Below are 18,016 nucleotides of genomic sequence, written 5' to 3' on the forward strand. Positions count from 1 at the left end.
GTTAATCCGCTGTAGGCGCCTCGACGATTAGCCGCGGTATCTTCTGATACAAGGCGAGCTTGAAGTCATCGCGGTCGATCGACGAATGGCAGCGACGATGACAGTTTGGACAAAGGGCCACGGCATTCGTCGTCGTATCGGAGCCGTGGCTCGCTAGTGGCATGACGTGGTGGACTTCGAGATAGGGCAAGCCGTCATTGCCGACAAAGGGTGCCTGGCTATCGCATCCCTCACATCGACCGTTTGCAGCTTGGAGTACCCAGGCTTTGACGGCGGGGTCGCGAACATACGATGTCGTAATCGTCGACACCATAGCCGGTTGGAAGTTTCCGACCGGCCGCATACCTACCTTTTGTACTCTTAGCGAGGTCACCTTGGCCGCTAGCGCCATGTGATCCGACGTTGGAACGTAAGACTCGAGGAATTCAATACCGCAGGTGCGCAATAGCGCGACCATCTTTTCCTTGACGGTGCTGCCGATATTTTTGGCTGGGAGATATCCCGCGATCCATGGCATTTTCAGTTCATAGAGCGCTGCGGAGATATTCTGCATGCGGAATTCGATGGAGCCCTTTGTGCGGGTGGATAGCACACCGGCCCGAAGCTGCCGATTTACCTCAGCCTTGCTATATGGCCGGCTGTTGAGCTCAGCGCGTAGCATGTCGAGGTAGGCCAGAATGGCGCTCGTAAGCTCTTCGTCGGTCCAAGGACTATTGCTGAGAGCAGATGGGGTCTCGAAGAGATCGGACATGACTGGGCGGACATAAGCAGTTCACCCAGTCTATCTATTGTTCAATATCTTGGCAACAATATGAACACGCTTGTATTCAGGCCGGCATCACAACAGCCTGGGGTCCGTACACGACCATCCGCCCACCATGTTCACGTTGCCAGGCCGCGGCGGTCGGCTTGTCGGCAAACCAGATGTGCTCATGGTCGTTGAACGCGCCGAGGTCGAAGCGGAACCGGTCCAGCACCTCCGGCGGGCGGCGGTCGATATCGCGCTTGCAGGCATCCCAGCTGACGTAACCCAGCTCCCTGGCCAGGGTGCGGAACATGTGCTTGAGCTGCAGCGTGGTGCGTGCGTGATAGAGCTCGGTAACGCGCGAGCCTGTCGCCGCGGCGGCATGCACACGGCGCACGATGGGCAAGGCCTTGCTCGGCTGGTCAGAATGGACGCAGCGCAGCATGCCGCGGGCGTAGCGGCGCAGGAAATCGGTATGGGTGTCGGGCGTTGCAGTTCGGTGTGGATGCAGGTGCATGCCAGTTCCTTTCACATGGATTAGGCCGCTCTCGCTACGGCATCGGTGAATGAACAGGGATGAAGTCCTGAAAAAGATCACGTCGTGGACGTTGGCAGGTGCGCTGGCTTTCGCGAGAGTGGGCGTCCTGCACAGCCCGGAGCGGATGGTAGCACGAGTCTTGTGTCTTGTAGTGGCTGTGTTGCGAACATGCCATGGCAAAAAAGGCGCAACCCATGAGTGATACTGTTTGATACCATCCCGAAATGAACGTTACCCACTCTCACCTGGTTGCCACGCCGCGCATCCGTTACCGCCAGAATCTGGCGCTGATCCTGCTGGTCGTTACCGGCGTCATCAATTACCTGGACCGCGCCACGCTCGCCGTCGCCAACGAATTCATTCGTGCCGACCTCGGGCTGTCGCTGGGCGAGATGGGCGTGCTGCTGTCGGCATTCTCGTGGAGCTATGCGCTGTGCCAACTGCCGGTCGGCGCCCTGGTCGACAAGATCGGGCCGCGCTGGCTGCTTGGTGCGGGGTTGGTGGTGTGGTCGCTGGCGCAAGCGGCGGGCGGGCTCGTTTCGACCTTCGGCTGGTTCGTGCTGGCGCGCGTCGTGCTTGGCATCGGCGAGGCGCCGCAATTTCCGGCCGCGGCGCGGGTCGTGAGCAACTGGTTTCCATTGCGCGCGCGTGGCACGCCGACCGGCATCTACAACTCGGCGTCGCCGCTGGGCTTTGCGCTGGCCCCTCTGTGCCTGTCGCCGCTGATCGCTGCGACCAGCTGGCACTGGGCCTTTTTTATTACGGGCGCCCTGGGCATCGTCGCGGCCATCGTCTGGGTGATGTTATATCGCGACCCGGTACGCGAGCAGTTGACCGAGGCCGAACGCGCCTATCTGGATGAAGGCCAGAACGTGGAGGCCGCGCCAGCGACCGGCTTCGCTTCGTGGCGCGCACTGTTCCGCCAGCGCGCCACCTGGGGCATGCTGCTCGGCTTCTTCGGTTCGGTCTACCTGAACTGGGTCTTCCTCACCTGGCTGCCGGGCTATCTGCGGACCGAGCGCCACATGGATGTCGCCTACGTCGGCGTGGCGGCCACGATCCCCTTCCTGTGCGGGTTCCTGGGCGCCTTGTCGGCTGGTTGGGCGTCCGACCAGATCACCCGCCGTGCGAAATCTGTGGTGGCGGGGCGTCGCACGGCGGTGGTGCTGTCGATGCTGGGCATGGTGGCGTTCACGATTCCCGCAGCGCTGGTTGAAAGCAATACTGCGGCCATCGCCTGCATCTCGGTGGTGATCTTCCTGGCCAATGCGGCGTCGGCCTGTTCGTGGTCGCTCGTGACAGCGGTGGCGCCCCGCAGCCGCATTGCCTCGCTTGGGGCAATCCAGAACTTCGGCGGTTTTATCGGTGGCGCGCTGGCGCCGATCTTTACCGGGTATATCGCGCAGAGCTGGTCGTTCGTGCCGGCCTTGTTGACCGGTGCAGGCATCGCCTTCCTTGGTGCGATGTCGTATCAGTTCCTGGTAGTGCGGCCGATTCCAGAACAGGACTGATATTCAATGATGAATCTACTATTGAAAGCTGTAGTCATCCTCTCTTGCTTGAATCTGGGTTCAGCAAATGCTGCAGCAGAAAAGCTTCCTGCTGATGTCGCCAAGTACGTGCAACAGCGCGAAGGCTGTGACCACTTTCGCGGTGAGGTTCCAGATCCACCGGATGCGCGGCGGATGAAAGAGATAGAGCGCGAAATCCGCAAGCTCTGCACGGGCACCGATAACAAGCTCAGCAAGTTGAAGCGCAAGTACGCCGAAGACCAGGCAGTAATGAAGCGCCTGAATGAGTTTGAGGACAATATCGAGAGTTCGGCATCAACGAGCCGGCCATAAGACGAACCGGCCCAGGCTCGCATTCCTTGATTCAACCAGCACAAATACAAACGGCCTCATAAAGAGGCCGTTTGACTTTCATCGCTTAGCGATCAGACGTCGATATTGCCAGCGCGCAGCGCATTGGTCTCGATGAAATTACGACGCGGTTCGACTTCATCCCCCATCAGCGTCGTAAAGATCTGATCCGCCGCAATGGCATCCTCGATCTGCACTTTAAGCAAACGACGCACGGTCGGATCCATCGTCGTCTCCCACAACTGCTCCGGATTCATCTCGCCCAGACCTTTATAACGCTGCTTGGACACGCCACGTTCAGCTTCTTCACGCAACCACTCCATCGCCTGATGGAAGTCGCGCACCGCGAACTCCTTCATGCGATCGCCTTCGCCGCGGCGCACGATGGCGCCTTCGCCCATCAGCCCCTGGAAGGTCGCAGCCGAATCGGCCAGCAGCGCGTAATCCGAACCCGCGACGAAGTCGGCGTCGATCGACGTCACCTGCACATTGCCGTGGTAGATGCGCTCGATACGCAGGGCATGCTTCTCGGACAGCTCGTCCGAACGCACCTTGACCTGCACCGCCTTGTCGTTGATCGCGCTCTCCATCGCCTTGGCCGATGCTTCGGCGCTCTCGAGCGTGGTCAGGTCCAGCGCCACGCCACCGCTGAAGATCGCGGTCAGTGAAGCGCGGTCGATCACGCGCGCCAGGCGCAGCATGATGGCGTTGGCCAGGTTGTACTTGCGCGCCAGTTCGCCCAGCGCTTCGCCGTTGACCGGCTCCGCACCTTCGCGCGGAATCATCGACGCGGTATTCAGCGCGAAGGTCATCATGTAGCTGGCCTCTTCGACGTCATCCTTCAGGTAACGCTCGTCACGACCCGCCTTGACCTTGTACAGCGGCGGCTGAGCGATATAGATGTGACCACGCTCGACCAACTGCGGCATCTGGCGGTAGAACAGCGTCAGCAGCAGGGTACGGATGTGGGCGCCGTCGACGTCCGCATCGGTCATGATGATGATGCGGTGGTAGCGCAGCTTGTCGACGTTGAACTCGTCCGGGCCGATCGAGGTGCCGAGCGTCGCGATCAGGGTCGTGATCTGCTCCGACGACAGCATCTTCTCGAAGCGCGCCTTTTCCACGTTCAGCACCTTGCCGCGCAGCGGCAGGATCGCCTGGAATTTACGGTCGCGGCCCTGCTTGGCCGAACCGCCTGCCGAGTCACCCTCGACGATGTACAGCTCGGCCAGCGCCGGGTCGCGTTCCTGGCAGTCGGCCAGTTTCGACGACAGGCCGAGGCCATCCATCACGCCCTTGCGGCGGGTCAGGTCGCGCGCCTTGCGCGCCGCTTCGCGCGCGCGGGCAGCTTCGACGATCTTGCCGCAGATGATCTTGGCATCGTTCGGCTTTTCCATCAGGAAGTCGGTCAGCGTCTTGGCGACGATTTCCTCTACCGGGCCGCGCACCTCGGACGACACCAGCTTGTCCTTGGTCTGCGACGAGAACTTCGGCTCAGGCACCTTCACCGACAGCACGCAGGTCAGGCCTTCGCGCATATCGTCGCCCGAGATCTCCACCTTCGCCTTCTTGGCGAAGTCGTTCTCGTCGATGTACTTGTTGATCACGCGCGTCATCGCCGCGCGCAGGCCGGTCAGGTGGGTGCCGCCGTCGCGCTGCGGGATGTTGTTGGTGAAGCACAGCACCTGCTCGTTGAACGAGTCGTTCCACTGCATCGACACGTCGACCGAGATATTCGTGCCCTGGTCCGACATGCGGTCGCCGGTCGCCTGGAACACGGTCGGGTGCAGCACGGTCTTGGCCTTGTTGATGTACTCGACGAAGCCGCGGGTGCCGCCCTCGAAGGCGAACAGCTCTTCCTTGCCGGTGCGCTGGTCGGTCAGCTTGATGCTCACGCCATTGTTCAGGAACGACAGTTCGCGGATACGCTTGCTCAGGATCTCGTAGTGGAACTCGACCAGCGTGAAGATTTCTTCATCGGCCCAGAAATGCACCTCGGTGCCGCGCTTGTCGGTCTCGCCGATCACCTTCATCGGAGAGACCTCGAAGCCGTCGCGGATCTCGATCAGGCGGTCAACCGGCACGCCGCGGGTAAATTCCAGCTGGTGCACCTTGCCGTTCTGGCGCACGGTCACGCGCAGCAGCTTCGACAAGGCGTTCACGCAAGACACGCCGACGCCGTGCAGGCCGCCCGACACCTTGTAGGAGTTCTGGTTGAACTTGCCGCCGGCGTGCAGCTCGGTCAGGGCGATCTCGGTCGCCGAGCGTTTCGGCTCGTGCTTGTCGTCCATCTTGACGCCGGTCGGGATGCCGCGGCCATTGTCGGTGATCGAGATCGAATTGTCGGAGTGGATCGTGACGTGGATTTCGGTGCAGTAGCCGGCCAGCGCTTCGTCGATCGAGTTGTCCAGCACTTCGAACACCAGGTGGTGCAGGCCGGTGCCGTCCGAGGTGTCGCCGATATACATGCCCGGGCGCTTGCGCACCGCTTCGAGGCCTTCCAGGATCTGGATCGAGGCGGCGCCGTATTCATCCGCGTTTGGGGCGGGATTTTCTGCTGGGATATTCTCGGACATGGACTGCTTTCTATAAAACGGGTGGATCCGGTAGATGCAGTCCGATATGCTTGCTTCGGCCTGCAGCCCGGAAACGTCGTTCCCGCGCAGGCGGGAACCCAAGTTCGTTGGCGTTCAAGCAAACTTGGGTCCCCACCTGCGCGGGGACGACGGTCTTGAGGCTAACTATTGTTGGCGCGCCGTCTGCTTACCAAGTTCTTAAATACGCATCGGCATGACGACATACTTGAAGTCGCCATTGTCGGGAATCGAGATCAGCGCCGACGAGTTCGAATCGCCCAGGGCGATGTTCACCTGGTCGCATTTCAGGTTGTTGAGCACGTCGAGCAGGTAGGTGACGTTGAAACCGATATCGATGGCGTCGCCGCCGTAGTCGATCTCGAGTTCTTCGACCGCTTCTTCCTGGTCGGCATTGGTCGAGCTGATCTTCATGACGCCCGGCTCGATGATGCAGCGCACGCCCTTGAATTTATCGCTGGTCATGATCGCGGCGCGCTGCAGCGAACGCAGCAGTTCATCGCGGCTGATCGTGAAATCGTTCTTGTAACCCTTCGGGATCACGCGGGTGTAGTCAGGGAATTTACCCTCGACCAGTTTCGACACCAGCTCGATGTCGGCAAAAGTCAGTTTGACTTGCGAAGCCGCGATGTCCAGGCGCACGGTCTCGTCGCTTTCTTCCAGCAGGCGCTGCAGCTCGATGATGGTCTTGCGCGGGATGATCACTTCCTGGCGCTCGAACTGCTGCTCGGTCTCGACTTGGCAGAACGCCAGGCGGTGGCCGTCGGTCGCCACGGCAATGATATTGCTGCCGTCCAGCACCAGCAGCAGGCCGTTCAGGTAGTAACGGATGTCCTGCTGGGCCATCGAGAAGTACACCATATTGAACAGGTGCTTCAGCGTTTTCTGCGGCAGGGTCACCGAGGCGTTGTGGGTCTCGGCCACCGAGACGGTCGGGAATTCCTCTGCCGCCAGGGTTTGCAGCGCGAAGCGCGACTTGCCGCTCTGGACGGCCAGGCGCTTGTTCTGCAGGGTCATGGTGACGTCGCCGGATTCCGGCAGCGCACGCAGGATGTCGAGCAGCTTACGTGCGGCCACCGTGGTGCCGGTCACGTCGTCGCCCGAGCCGATATTGGCGTGCGTGGTGATTTGCACTTCGGTGTCGGTCGACAGGAAGGACACGCTCTCGCCGTTCTTGCGAATGAGGATATTGGCCAGAATCGGCATGGTGTGCCGACGCTCGACAATACCGCTCACAATCTGCAGTGGCCGGAGAAGCGTGTCTCGGGTGGTTTTGACCAATTGCATAGTTATCCTCAGTACGTTTGAAAGGTGATGTGTTACTAAAGCGATATTGTGCCATTGCCTGAGGCAAACACAAAAAAACTGCTCAAAGGCGGGCGATCAGCCCTTGAGCGTCTGTTCCAGCACGTGCAGCTCGTGGTTGCACTCTGGATTTTTCTGGCGGTCGCCGGCGATCTTGCGCACCGCATGCAGCACCGTCGTGTGGTCGCGGCCGCCGAACAGTTCGCCGATCTCCGGCAAGCTCTTTTGCGTGAGCTCTTTTGCCAGGTACATGGCGATCTGGCGCGGGCGGGCGATATTCGCCGGCCGGCGCTTCGAGTACATGTCCGCGACCTTGATGTTGAAGAAGTCGGCCACCGTCTTCTGGATGTTTTCCACCGAGATCTGGCGGTTCTGCACCGACAGCAAATCCTTGAGCGCCTCTTTCACGACATCGATGGTGATGTCCTTGCCGTGGAAGCGCGAGTAGGCCAGGATCTTGCGCAGCGCGCCTTCGAGCTCGCGGACGTTGGAACGCAGATGCTTGGCCACGAAGAAGGCGACGTCGTCCGACAGGGTCACGTCCTCGGACTGCGCCTTTTTCAAGAGAATCGCCACCCGCATCTCGAGCTCGGGCGGCTCGATCGCCACCGTCAGGCCAGAGTCGAAGCGCGAGATCAGGCGGTCGTCCATGCCGGTGATCTCCTTCGGATAAGTATCCGAGGTGATGATGATCTGCTTCTTGGCCGCGATCAGCGCCTCGAAGGCATAGAAGAACTCTTCCTGCGTCCGGCTCTTGCCACCGAAGAATTGAATATCATCGATGAGCAGCATGTCGAGCGAATGATAGTAGTGCTTGAAGTCGTCGAAGCCCTTGCGTTGATAGGCGGTGACGACGTCGCGCACGTACTGCTCGGCGTGGATGTAGCGGATGCGCGCGTTCGGCTGGTCGGCCATGACCTGGTTGCCGATCGCATGGATCAAGTGGGTTTTACCCAAGCCGACGCCGCCGTAGAAGAACAGCGGGTTGTACGACACGCCCGGATTGTTGGCGACCTGGATCGCGGCGGCGCGCGCCAGCTGGTTGGCCTTACCGGTCACGAAGCTGTCGAAGGTGAGCTCGGTGTTGATGCGGCTCTGCTCGCGTTTCGGCGAGTTGGCGATGTTCAGGTTCTGGGTCGGGCTTGGCGCCGGGTTTTCTTGCCCAGGCGCCGGACGCGGCGCGTTGAAATCTGGCGTGGCGGCGGACGTGGTCGCGGCTGCGCCTGCCGGCTTGCGGGCAGGATGAGTCTTGGGGTCGAGCACGAACTGCACCTCGACCGGCGCTTCCCAATACTGGGCCGCCAGCTCCGTGATGCGGGTGGCGAACTGCGTCTTGACCCAGTCGAGCTTGAAGCGGTTAGGCGCAGCGATGCGTAGCTTGCCGTCTTCGTAGTCGAGGGCGACCAGCGGTTTGATCCACGCGCTGAATTGCTGCGGCGTGAGCTCAAGCTCTAGCTGCGCGGATGCGGTCTGCCAAAAATTTTCCATACTTCGCTTTTGATTCGTAACACGCTATTTTACCTGTCTCGGCCGAAGTTATCCACAGGCGCTGCACATATTTTCCACCGAAATGGGCGTCCCCACCGGACCCTTGCCAAGCTGGAAACGCCCGCCGGCAGTGCTTGCCGAAACAACAGCCGCCTTGACAGTGGCGGGCGAAATAGAGTCTAATTCAGGGTTCCCCGTCCGTGCGCCAGGCCAGGCTGTCTTTTTTCAGCGGCTGGTGGTTGGGCGAAGAGAGACTTGCTGTGGCATGACGCTGGCTTAACCTCGAGCGAAATTGTCATCGGCGCCGAATCTGGCGATGACGCCAGACCCGATTTTGCATCTTATTTTGCTTTAAGCGAGACCACCATGAAACGTACTTACCAACCTTCCGTCGTCCGTCGCAAGCGCACGCACGGCTTCCGCGCACGTATGGCTACCCGTGGTGGCCGTCAAGTCCTGAACGCTCGCCGCGCCAAGGGCCGCAAGCGTCTGGCTGTCTAAGTCACGCACCGCAGATCGATTGCGGTCGGTGATGACAGGCGAAGGTTCGCACGACTTCGCGCGCGCTCGGCGCATCGTTAAAACGGATGAATTTTCATCCGTTTTTCGTTTGCGGCCGACGCAAAAAACGGCGCATTTCGTGCTCTACACGCGTCCGAATTCCTTGCCGCATGCGCGGCTGGGCGTCGTTGCGGCCAAGCGGTTCGCGCCGCGCGCGGTAACCCGCAATACGATCAAGCGCATGACGCGCGAGCTGTTCCGTACCAGCAGCCTGGCGCCGGTCGATTGCATCGTCCGCCTGTCGCGTCCCGTCAATACCAAGGACGGTCCGGCCACCACGCGCGCCCTGAAGGCTGCGCTGAAGGTGGAACTGGCGCGCCTGTTCGCATCGCAACAGCGGCCGCGTCCGGCGCCCGTGAACCCGCCATGAAGACGCTGCTCGTCTGGTTGCTTCGCGGCTACCAGTTGCTGCTGTCCCCGATGCTCGGGCCGCGTTGCCGGTTCTATCCCAGCTGTTCCAATTACGCCATCGAAGCGCTGCGCGTCCATGGCGCCGCACGCGGTTCCTGGCTGGCCGCGCGCCGCGTGGGCCGCTGCCATCCGTGGAACGCGGGTGGCGTCGACCCGGTGCCGCCCAAAGACGGCGGCCCCAAGGAATCCCATTCAGCCGCTTGCGGTTGCAACCACTCCTGAAGACTCCAATGGAATTCAATAAACGTACTGTCCTGTGGATCGTGTTCGCCATCTCCCTGATTGTTCTCTGGAACAACTGGATGGTGGCTAACGGCAAGCAGTCGCTGTTCTCGGCGCAACCACCGGCGCAAGTCGCCCAGCAGAACAAGCCGACAGATGTCCCAGCCGCGCCGCAGCCGGGCAGCACCGCCGTGCCGGGTACTCCTGCAGCCGCCGCTACCGCGGTGCCGGGCGCCCCAGCCGCGCCGGCTGCACCAGTCAGCCAGATCGTCACCGTCACCACCGACGTGGTGAAAGTCGACATCGACTCGGTCGGCGGCGTCATCAAGCGCCTCGAGCTGCTGCACTATCCGGATCACTTCGACAAGACGAAGAACCAGGTCCTGTTCAATGTGAACGGCCCGAACGTCTACCTGGGCCAGACCGGCCTGATCGGCACCAGCGCCGCCGGCGTGCTGCCGAACCACACCACGCCGTTCACCGTCAAGTCGGCCCAGACCACGCTTAATGGCAACAACCAGGCGCAGGTCGTCCTGGAAGCCGAGCAGGGGGGCGTGCGCCTGACCAAGACGCTGACCTTCCGCAAGGGCGACTACCTGGTCGGCGTGCGTCATGACGTGACCAATATCAGCGCCGCGCCGGTCCAGCCATCGCTCTACCTGCAGCTGCAGCACGACGGCAACAAGCCGGCCACCGATTCCTGGTTCATGCCGAGCTACACCGGCCCGACCCTGTACACCGACGCCGACAAGTACCAGAAGCTGACCTTCGAAGAGATCGAAAAGGGTAAAGTGGATCACTCGACCAAGGCCGATAACGGTTGGGTCGCGATCTCGCAGCACTTCTTCGTCTCGGCCTTCATCCCGGCCGACAAGGCGGCGCGCGACATCTTCACCAAGAAGATCGCCAACAACCTGTATGCGATCGGCACCGTGCAGTCGCTGGGCACCGTGGCGCCTGGCGCGACCGTGTCGAACGACACCCGCCTGTATTCGGGTCCGCAGGACGAGCAGATCCTGGAAACCATCACCCCGGGCCTGGAGCTGGTGAAGGACTACGGCATGCTGACCGTGATCGCCAAACCGATCTTCTGGGTGATGACCCAGCTGCACGCGATGCTGGGCAACTGGGGCTGGACCATCGTCGCCCTGACCATCCTGATCAAGCTGGCCTTCTTCCCACTGTCGGCCGCCGGCTACCGCAGCATGGCGAAGATGCGCGTGGTGACGCCGAAGATGCAGGCGATCCGCGAACGCTACAAGAGCGATCCGGCCAAGATGCAGCAGGCCACCATGGAGCTGTACAAGACCGAGAAGATCAACCCGCTGGGCGGCTGCCTGCCGATCCTGGTGCAGATGCCGGTGTTCTTCGCCCTGTACTGGGTGCTGCAGGCCTCGGTCGAGATGCGCGGCGCGCCATGGATCGGCTGGATCCAGGACCTGACCCAGCCCGACCCGTACTACATCCTGCCGGTGATCTACGCGGTGTCGATGTACATCACGACCAAGCTCAATCCGCAGCCGACCGACCCGGTGCAGGCCAAGATGATGCTGTTCATGCCGATCGCGTTCTCGGTGGTGTTCTTCTTCTTCCCGTCCGGCCTGGTGCTGTACTGGGTGGTCAATAACATCCTGTCGATCGCCCAGCAGTGGGTCATCACCCGCAAGTTCGAGAGCGGCGCCGCCAAGTAATTCCGCAGCTTTCTCACTAAAAGCCCGCGCCGTGTGCGCGGGCTTTTTTTTGCGTATGCGATCCACTCAGTACTTGGGTTCCCGCCTGCGCGGGAACGACGTGAATGAGCTGCGGCATGCGGCAGATACTTGTAGCCAGCTACAGTCGCACGTCGTTCCCGCGAAGGCGGGAACCCAAGTGAGTCAGCAAACCATCAGCCCCCGCACCCACCCCAATACCTTACAATCGCCCTCATGAAACTCGATACATCCCCCATCGCCGCCATCGCCACCGCCCCGGGCCGCGGCGGCATCGGCGTCGTGCGCGCCTCCGGCAAGTCGCTCGCCTTCCTCGTCGACGCCCTGTTCCCCGGCGTGACCCTGGCGCCGCGCCACGCCACCTACATCCCGTTCAAGGCCGCCAACGGCGACATCATCGACGAGGGCCTGGCCCTGTACTTCAAGGGCCCGCATTCGTACACCGGCGAGGACGTGCTCGAGCTGCAGGGGCACGGCGGTCCGGTGGTGCTGAAGATGCTCCTGGCGCGGGTGCTGGAAGCGGGCGCACCGTCCGGCCTGCGCCTGGCCGAACCGGGCGAATTCACGCGCCGCGCTTTTCTGAACGACAAGCTCGACCTGGCCCAGGCCGAGGCGGTGGCCGACCTGATCGACGCCTCCACCGAAGCCGCGGCGAAATCGGCCTCGCAATCGCTGTCGGGCGCGTTCTCGCAAGTGGTGCACACGCTGGTCGACGGCACGATCAATCTGCGCATGCTGGTCGAGGCCACGCTCGACTTCCCCGAAGAAGAAATCGACTTCCTCGAAAAGTCGAACGCGCGCGGCCAGCTGGCCGGCATCATCGAGTCGTTGGAAAACGTGTTCCGCCAGGCGGCGCAGGGCGCGCTGCTGCGCGAAGGCCTGAACGTGGTGCTGGTCGGCCAGCCCAACGTGGGCAAGTCCTCGCTACTGAATGCGCTGGCCGGGGCCGAGGTCGCGATCGTCACGCCGATCGCCGGCACCACGCGCGACAAGGTGAGCGAGACGATCCAGATCGAGGGCATCCCGCTCAACATCATCGACACCGCCGGCATCCGCGCAGTAAGCGACGAGATCGACGTGGTGGAACGCATCGGCATCGAGCGCACCTGGGGCGAGGTCGGCAAGGCCGACGTGATCCTGCACCTGCTGGACGCCAACCTGGGCCCGAGCGCGGCCGACGAGGCCATCGTCGCGGCTTTCCCGGCCAATGTGCCGGTGGTGCGCATCTGGAACAAGATCGACCTGTCGGGCCACACGCCGTCGAAGGACGAGAGCCTGGATGCGGTCCACCTCTACCTGTCGGCGCACGAGAAGCTCGGCATCGACCTGCTGCGCGCCGAGCTGCTGCGCATCGCCGGCTGGCAGCAGACTGGCGAATCGCTGTACCTGGCGCGCGAACGCCACCTGATCGCGCTGCGCGCCGCGCGCGAGCACCTGGAGCTGGCGCGCCAGCACGCGATGCAGGACGACCAGTCGCTCGACCTGTTCGCTGAGGAACTACGCCTGGCGCAGGATCAGCTCTCGAGCATCACCGGGCAGTTCACGCCGGATGATCTGCTCGGGGTGATCTTCAGCCGCTTCTGTATCGGCAAATAGCCCCTGTCCCGCCAAAAAGACCCAAAAAACCGTCCGGCGCCGCGTTATGGAGTCAGACGCGCCGCCACGGTGGGGGCGCCGGACGGGAGAAGAACGATGAGCGACACGAGGGCGAGGCTCGAAGCGCGGGCGCAGCAATACCAGGAGTGGATGTGCGAGGAGGGCTACCGCGCCCGCGATCCCGTATGGGACGACCAGGCCGACACCTGGGACGTCCACGTCAAGTACGAAGGCGCCACCCTGCTGCTCGTGTTCGACGTCGACGACGCCGGCTTCGTGCGCATCCTGATGCCCAATTTCTGGACCGTCGAACCGGAGGCGCTGCCAGCGGCGCTGGCCGCCCTCGACCTGGCCAACAAGAAGTGCAAGTGCGCCAAGGTGCACCTGAACGCGCGCGGCGACGACACCATCGCCGCGGTCGAATTCCTGGACCAGGGCGACCAGATGCGTCCCGCGACCCTGCTCCGTTATCTGGCCATGGTGGTCAACGCGGCCAAATTCTTCGCCGGCGCCATGCAGGAACAGCCGGAATCGATGCAGCCTGCATGAAATGATCCCTCCGTGCATCTGGATGCCACGGACGAGGATAAAGTTGCCAGAATTCACAGGAGCAGGGACGCACCACGCTATGGATAACAACAATGGGTTCGACTACGGCAATGCCCGGATCGTCGAATACTGGAACCGCAGGCGCCAGGGCCTCGACAAGAAGGAATGGGAAGACTTCTATCGGCTGATCATGCCGGTCCTGATGCGCACCAGGCTGCCGAGCGACTTCAACGACGACCGCAAGCGCCTGGAACTGGTCAATGACTTCTTCCAGGACAAGGTGCTGGTCAATGCCGCCACGTCCACCGCCGGCGCACTGCAGAATGTGCATGCACTGCACGCCTACCTGAAGAACTACGCGTTGCAGCGCATGCGCACGCCCGATCCGCAGCCGCCCGAAGAAGCTGGGGAACTGGCCGCTGCCGATGCCCCCACGGGGCATACGCGCCTGCTGGACGAAGCCGGCATCGATCCGCATGCCGTCATGCACAGCGCCGACCGCTTCGTCGAGACGCTCGATGCGGGCGAGGTCGCGCTGCTGCGCAGCCATTCCTGTGCCGACGACGACAAGCCCGAGCCGATGTCGTCGATCGCCGCGCGGACCGGCATGCCGACCGCGTGGTTCAACCGCGCCAAGGCGCTCGGCGTCACCCGCAGCAAGGGCGACACCTATCGCGGCTACGAGCGCACCAAGATCGGCCGCTGGCTGGTGTCGAACGGCGCCGAGCTCCACCCCGACTGGCGCGAAGAGGTGGCGGCCTTGCTGCTGCTGCTGTGCCAGCGGGTCCGCATGCATCGCCGGGAGGCCCCATGAAACACGATCTGTATCCACCGCTGCCGCTGCTGGAGGCGGACCTGTTCGGCGCCGACGCGACGGCGCAGGCGTCCCAGCAACAGCCAGACCTGGACGCGGCGCCGGCAATGCCGTCCGCCGACCACGACATGCCCGCCCACCTGCGCGAGCTGGTACGGCGCCGGGTCGAGGCCGACGCCGCCTATCCATCTGCGCCGCCGGCGGTCGGCCAGGTGCGGCGCCTGGATGCGGTGCCGGGCCTCGAGGGCGCTGGCCGCGCCGTGGGCCGCAGCTTCGGCGTGCTGCTGGGCGCGAGCCTGGGTGGACGCCGCTGGTCGGGCTGGCTGGTCGCGCAAGAGGGCGAGTATGCGGGCGAGCGCGACCTGGTGCTGCAGGACGAAGACGGCGTCGCCGATCCGGTGGCGGCGATGGTCCAGGCCTGGAACCCGGTCGAAGTCGTGCTGCGCGGCGACGAAGCCATCGTCGGCAAGCTGCCGGCTGCCACTCTTGGTGCGGTCGTGCGCCTGGGCGACCCCGGCTTCGTGCCGGACGACGTCGTCTTGCCGCGCCCGGGCCGCATCGGCGCCTGGGACCTGGACCGCGACACCACGGTCGTCACCGGCACGCCGCTGGGCGAGCAGGACGACCCGCGCCATGGCTACCAGGCGCTGTACCGCGCACTGGCGCAGGAAGTGAGCGCCGCGGCCAAGGCCAAGCCGGCGCCGGCTCAAACAACACCGCGCCGCACGGGCTGGCTGCACTGGCTGCAGGACACCTTCGTGCGGCCGGCCTGGACCTTCGGCGCGCTGGCCGTGGTCGCGCTGCAGGGCGCCTGGATGCTGGGCCTGCACGGCCCGCAGCCGGACGACGCCCTGGTCTATCGCAGCGTCACGCCGCCGCTGGCCCAGGCGTGCGCGCCGCGATTGCGCGTCATGTTCAGGCCCGATTCGGTATATGCCGACGTGATCGTGACCCTGCGCCGCGTCGACGCGAGCCTGGTCGACGGCCCGTCCGAGACCGGCGAAGTATGGATCGCGCCGGCGCGCGACCAGGCGCCGCAGGAACTGGCCGCGATGCTGCGCCAGAGCCGCCTGGTGGAGCAGGTCGACCTGATCGAACCCGATCCGCGCCTGTGCCGCCAATGACGCCGTTCGCAGCCCTGAAGGCGCTGGCCGTGCTGGCGCTGCTGCTGGCGGCCGGCCTGGCGCAGGCGGCGCCCGCCGTCGGCGCCAGGATGGCGCTGGTGATCGGTAACGGGAGCTATGCGCCGCCGTCGGCCTTGCCGAACGCCGGTAACGATGCGCGCCTGATGGCCAGAACGCTGGCGGCGCTGGGCTATACGGTGACCGAGCGGCATGACCTCGATCGCAAGCAGCTCGACGACGCGGTGACGCGCTTCGCCAACGGCCTGCCGCAGGGCGCCACCGCCTTCGTCTACTTCGCCGGCCACGGCATGCAGATCGAAGGCACCAATTACCTGACGCCGGTCGATATGGTGCTGAGCAGCCCGGCCGCGGCCCAGGTGCATTCGTACTCGCTCAAGGGCATGCTCGATCGGCTGGCGCGCTCCCGTTCGGCGGTCAATATCGTGGTGCTGGACGCCTGCCGCAACAATCCCTTCCGCCCCTCGGGCGAGCGCTATCGGAGCTTTCGCGACCTGGGCCTGTCGCAGGTGGCGGCGCCGCGCGGCACCTTCATCGCGTATTCCACCGCGCCGGGACAGCTGGCGCTGGACGGCAAGGAGGGTAACAGCGTCTATACCCGGACACTGGCCAGCGTGATGCGCGAACCGGGGCGCGACCTCGAGTCGGTGTTCAAGCGCACCGCCGAGCTGGTCAGGCGCGCCACGCTGGACGACCAGATGCCGTGGTACGAGTCGTCGCTGGCCGGCCGCCTGCTGCTGTCCGAAGGCGCGCCGCTGGCCGTGCTGCCTGCGCGCGCCGGCGGCGGTCGTCCTGGCGCGCAGCAGCCCAGCCGCAGTATGGCAACTGCGGCGCCGGTAGAAACCCAGCCAGCCTGGTACCGCGAGGTCGGCGCCGCCGAATGGAGCCGGGTGGACTGGGAGATCCAGCAGCGCGTGAAGAACCTGACGCCGGACGAGATCCCGGCGCTCAAGCACAAGGCCGGCGCCGGCAGCGTGGTGGCCCAGACGGTGCTGGGCCTGGCCTACCGCGAAGGGATCGAACGCGCGAACAGCGGCGGCAAGACGATCCGCCTGCGCGCCAACAATACCGTCGCCTGGTCGTGGCTCAACAAGGCCGCCGCCGCTGGCTTCCCGGTGGCCCAGGCCGAGATCGGCGAGATGTACTACGGCGCGCACGGCGTCGAGCGCGACCTGGCCGCCAGCCGCCACTGGCTGGAGCAGGCGGCCGCCGCCGACTATCCACGCGCGCGGCTCGACCTGCTGCAATTGAATCTCGAGTCCAATCCCGATCCGAGCCGCCTGGGTCCGCAGGCGCAGGAGGCGCTGCGCTCGCTGTTCGACAGCCTGGGCGTGCCGCCGCCGGGCCGGAAATGACGATCGGGCGCGCCTGTGCTACGCTGGCCTGCCCGATCCTCGACGAGACCGCATGAAACCGCACCACCTTACCAATCGCCGCCGCGCATTCGCCAGGATCGTGGCGGGCGCCGGGCTGGCCGGCCTGCTCGCCTCCTGTTCCAGCCTGATCGGCCCGCGCCAGGTCGAGCTGCCGCTGCATAAACTGCAAGCCGGCCTGGATCAGCGTTTCCCCATCAACCAGCGCCTGCTGGAATTGTTCGACGTCCAGCTCACGCAGCCGCAGCTGGCGATCCAGCCCGAGCAGGACCGGGTGGCGCTGGCCGTCCAGGCCTCGGTCGCGCGCGCCTGGACCGGCAATATCGCTTTCTCGGGCCGCCTGTACGTCGACCCCGGCCGCGCGGCCGTCATGATGGCCGAACCGCGCGTCGACCATCTAAGGCTGGGCAATCCCGAAGCCGAACGCCAGCTGACCCGGGTGGCCAACGGGCTGATCGATACCGTCGCGCGCGACATGCCGGTATATACCTTCGACCAGAAGGATTTGCGCTATGCGGGCGTGCAATTCGTGCCGACCCGGATCCAGACCACGCGCAGCGGCCTGTTGGTGACGCTCGAACCGGTGAAATGAGCCGGTAAATAAGTGCCGCACACAAGCGTGCGTGCTGACAGTTGGCTTTACACTACGATTTTTGACGGTGCACCATGGCGCATGCAGCGACAAACGTTGCACACATGTCAAATCGGTCCGCGGGGGCCAGGCAGGGGATTGCACCCGCCTGGCATTGGGCGCACACTGATACGCAATGAAAGTCGTGATGGGTTCGCCTGTCGCGGTCCGGCTTGCGCTTTCTCATGCACACGGAGTTCCACTGAAGTAATCTTGCTCTGACTTCAGGCTGCCGTGTTAGGGGGGGGATCTTGGAAACGACACACGAGAGTTTTCCGGACAGTGGGCTGCCCGCCGAGCCGCCCGTGGCCGTCTCAGTTGCCACCACAGGCGCCATGCCTGCCCGCGCCAGTCTTCCGGCCAAGGGCTCGTGCTGGTACTGCGAAAAGCCGCTCGACAGCGTGCGGCGTTTCTGCGGCAAGACCTGCGCCGATTCCTTCGACGAAGAAGCCGAGTTTACGCGCTAGGACGCGGTT

General features: G+C 63.8%; 18 protein-coding genes. 13 read left to right on the forward strand and 5 right to left on the reverse strand.

Annotated elements, in window-relative coordinates; all coding sequences use genetic code 11:
• Position 1 precedes the first annotated feature (1 nt).
• Both Q9246_RS15820 and Q9246_RS15825 read right to left on the reverse strand, forming a co-directional pair.
• On the reverse strand, positions 2–751 hold the full coding sequence (locus tag Q9246_RS15820) for an HNH endonuclease (RefSeq protein ID WP_306391599.1): 750 nt from the start codon (positions 749–751) through the stop codon (positions 2–4).
• A 76-nt stretch (positions 752–827) separates the two neighbouring features.
• On the reverse strand, positions 828–1,262 hold the full coding sequence (locus Q9246_RS15825; protein ID WP_306391600.1) for a hypothetical protein: 435 nt from the start codon (positions 1,260–1,262) through the stop codon (positions 828–830).
• 245 nt (positions 1,263–1,507) lie between these two features.
• Here Q9246_RS15825 and Q9246_RS15830 point away from each other — a divergent pair, with 245 nt between their 5' ends.
• Together Q9246_RS15830 and Q9246_RS15835 are read left to right on the forward strand one after the other, a co-directional pair.
• Entirely contained in the window at positions 1,508–2,794 is a 1,287-nt protein-coding gene (locus Q9246_RS15830; RefSeq protein ID WP_306391601.1) for an MFS transporter, read from the forward strand.
• A gap of 6 nt (positions 2,795–2,800) precedes the next feature.
• Positions 2,801–3,127, forward strand: a complete 327-nt coding sequence (locus Q9246_RS15835) for a hypothetical protein (protein ID WP_306391602.1) — start codon at positions 2,801–2,803, stop codon at positions 3,125–3,127.
• 92 nt (positions 3,128–3,219) lie between these two features.
• Here Q9246_RS15835 and gyrB read toward each other — a convergent pair whose 3' ends face one another.
• The 3 genes from gyrB to dnaA form a co-directional block, all read right to left on the reverse strand.
• Positions 3,220–5,721, reverse strand: a complete 2,502-nt coding sequence (gyrB, locus tag Q9246_RS15840; RefSeq protein ID WP_306391603.1) for a DNA topoisomerase (ATP-hydrolyzing) subunit B — start codon at positions 5,719–5,721, stop codon at positions 3,220–3,222.
• A 198-nt stretch (positions 5,722–5,919) separates the two neighbouring features.
• On the reverse strand, positions 5,920–7,026 hold the full coding sequence (gene dnaN / locus Q9246_RS15845) for a DNA polymerase III subunit beta (RefSeq protein WP_306391604.1): 1,107 nt from the start codon (positions 7,024–7,026) through the stop codon (positions 5,920–5,922).
• A gap of 96 nt (positions 7,027–7,122) precedes the next feature.
• Positions 7,123–8,532: a chromosomal replication initiator protein DnaA gene (gene dnaA, locus Q9246_RS15850; RefSeq protein ID WP_306391605.1), complete on the reverse strand. Its 1,410-nt coding sequence runs from the start codon at positions 8,530–8,532 to the stop codon at positions 7,123–7,125.
• Between the two features lie 366 nt (positions 8,533–8,898).
• Between dnaA and rpmH the strand changes: the two genes are divergently transcribed.
• The 11 genes from rpmH to Q9246_RS15905 all read left to right on the forward strand — a co-directional run bounded on the left by rpmH (position 8,899) and on the right by Q9246_RS15905 (position 18,007).
• On the forward strand, positions 8,899–9,033 hold the full coding sequence (gene rpmH, locus Q9246_RS15855) for a 50S ribosomal protein L34 (protein WP_040378179.1): 135 nt from the start codon (positions 8,899–8,901) through the stop codon (positions 9,031–9,033).
• A 31-nt stretch (positions 9,034–9,064) separates the two neighbouring features.
• Positions 9,065–9,463: a ribonuclease P protein component gene (gene rnpA, locus Q9246_RS15860; protein ID WP_306391606.1), complete on the forward strand. Its 399-nt coding sequence runs from the start codon at positions 9,065–9,067 to the stop codon at positions 9,461–9,463.
• Entirely contained in the window at positions 9,460–9,726 is a 267-nt protein-coding gene (gene yidD, locus Q9246_RS15865; protein ID WP_005664577.1) for a membrane protein insertion efficiency factor YidD, read from the forward strand. Before rnpA ends, yidD begins: the two co-directional genes overlap by 4 nt.
• A gap of 8 nt (positions 9,727–9,734) precedes the next feature.
• On the forward strand, positions 9,735–11,417 hold the full coding sequence (yidC, locus tag Q9246_RS15870; protein WP_306391607.1) for a membrane protein insertase YidC: 1,683 nt from the start codon (positions 9,735–9,737) through the stop codon (positions 11,415–11,417).
• A 234-nt stretch (positions 11,418–11,651) separates the two neighbouring features.
• Complete coding sequence (mnmE, locus tag Q9246_RS15875; protein WP_306391608.1) at positions 11,652–13,031, forward strand: tRNA uridine-5-carboxymethylaminomethyl(34) synthesis GTPase MnmE; 1,380 nt, start codon at positions 11,652–11,654, stop codon at positions 13,029–13,031.
• A gap of 96 nt (positions 13,032–13,127) precedes the next feature.
• The gene (locus Q9246_RS15880; protein ID WP_306391609.1) at positions 13,128–13,580 is read left to right on the forward strand and encodes a hypothetical protein; all 453 of its coding nucleotides are present in this window, start codon (positions 13,128–13,130) and stop codon (positions 13,578–13,580) included.
• Positions 13,581–13,659: 79 nt separating this feature from the next.
• Positions 13,660–14,394 carry a hypothetical protein gene (locus Q9246_RS15885; protein ID WP_306391610.1) on the forward strand — a complete coding sequence of 245 codons (735 nt, stop codon included), beginning with the start codon at positions 13,660–13,662 and terminating at the stop codon, positions 14,392–14,394.
• Positions 14,391–15,518 carry a hypothetical protein gene (locus Q9246_RS15890; RefSeq protein ID WP_306391611.1) on the forward strand — a complete coding sequence of 376 codons (1,128 nt, stop codon included), beginning with the start codon at positions 14,391–14,393 and terminating at the stop codon, positions 15,516–15,518. Before Q9246_RS15885 ends, Q9246_RS15890 begins: the two co-directional genes overlap by 4 nt.
• Complete coding sequence (locus Q9246_RS15895; protein ID WP_306391612.1) at positions 15,515–16,891, forward strand: caspase family protein; 1,377 nt, start codon at positions 15,515–15,517, stop codon at positions 16,889–16,891. The genes Q9246_RS15890 and Q9246_RS15895 overlap by 4 nt, the downstream gene beginning before the upstream one ends.
• Before the next feature lie 52 nt (positions 16,892–16,943).
• Entirely contained in the window at positions 16,944–17,501 is a 558-nt protein-coding gene (locus Q9246_RS15900; RefSeq protein ID WP_306391613.1) for a DUF1439 domain-containing protein, read from the forward strand.
• 290 nt (positions 17,502–17,791) lie between these two features.
• Positions 17,792–18,007, forward strand: coding sequence for a hypothetical protein (locus tag Q9246_RS15905; RefSeq protein WP_306391614.1), 216 nt, complete (start codon positions 17,792–17,794; stop codon positions 18,005–18,007).
• The last annotated feature ends 9 nt before the right edge of the window (positions 18,008–18,016 follow it).

It is taken from the genome of Telluria beijingensis (genome assembly GCF_030770395.1).
GTDB lineage: Bacteria > Pseudomonadota > Gammaproteobacteria > Burkholderiales > Burkholderiaceae_D > Telluria > Telluria beijingensis.

Coding starts and splice junctions, on each gene's coding strand:
- Q9246_RS15890 (WP_306391611.1), top strand. CDS start 14,391: ATGAAACACGATCTGTATCCACCGCTGCCGCTGCTGGAGGCGGACCTG.
- Q9246_RS15820 (WP_306391599.1), bottom strand. CDS start 751: ATGTCCGATCTCTTCGAGACCCCATCTGCTCTCAGCAATAGTCCTTGG.
- dnaN (WP_306391604.1), bottom strand. CDS start 7,026: ATGCAATTGGTCAAAACCACCCGAGACACGCTTCTCCGGCCACTGCAG.
- yidD (WP_005664577.1), top strand. CDS start 9,460: ATGAAGACGCTGCTCGTCTGGTTGCTTCGCGGCTACCAGTTGCTGCTG.
- mnmE (WP_306391608.1), top strand. CDS start 11,652: ATGAAACTCGATACATCCCCCATCGCCGCCATCGCCACCGCCCCGGGC.
- Q9246_RS15900 (WP_306391613.1), top strand. CDS start 16,944: ATGAAACCGCACCACCTTACCAATCGCCGCCGCGCATTCGCCAGGATC.
- Q9246_RS15825 (WP_306391600.1), bottom strand. CDS start 1,262: ATGCACCTGCATCCACACCGAACTGCAACGCCCGACACCCATACCGAT.
- Q9246_RS15885 (WP_306391610.1), top strand. CDS start 13,660: ATGGATAACAACAATGGGTTCGACTACGGCAATGCCCGGATCGTCGAA.
- Q9246_RS15895 (WP_306391612.1), top strand. CDS start 15,515: ATGACGCCGTTCGCAGCCCTGAAGGCGCTGGCCGTGCTGGCGCTGCTG.
- rpmH (WP_040378179.1), top strand. CDS start 8,899: ATGAAACGTACTTACCAACCTTCCGTCGTCCGTCGCAAGCGCACGCAC.
- gyrB (WP_306391603.1), bottom strand. CDS start 5,721: ATGTCCGAGAATATCCCAGCAGAAAATCCCGCCCCAAACGCGGATGAA.
- dnaA (WP_306391605.1), bottom strand. CDS start 8,532: ATGGAAAATTTTTGGCAGACCGCATCCGCGCAGCTAGAGCTTGAGCTC.
- yidC (WP_306391607.1), top strand. CDS start 9,735: ATGGAATTCAATAAACGTACTGTCCTGTGGATCGTGTTCGCCATCTCC.
- Q9246_RS15835 (WP_306391602.1), top strand. CDS start 2,801: ATGATGAATCTACTATTGAAAGCTGTAGTCATCCTCTCTTGCTTGAAT.
- Q9246_RS15830 (WP_306391601.1), top strand. CDS start 1,508: ATGAACGTTACCCACTCTCACCTGGTTGCCACGCCGCGCATCCGTTAC.
- rnpA (WP_306391606.1), top strand. CDS start 9,065: ATGACAGGCGAAGGTTCGCACGACTTCGCGCGCGCTCGGCGCATCGTT.
- Q9246_RS15880 (WP_306391609.1), top strand. CDS start 13,128: ATGAGCGACACGAGGGCGAGGCTCGAAGCGCGGGCGCAGCAATACCAG.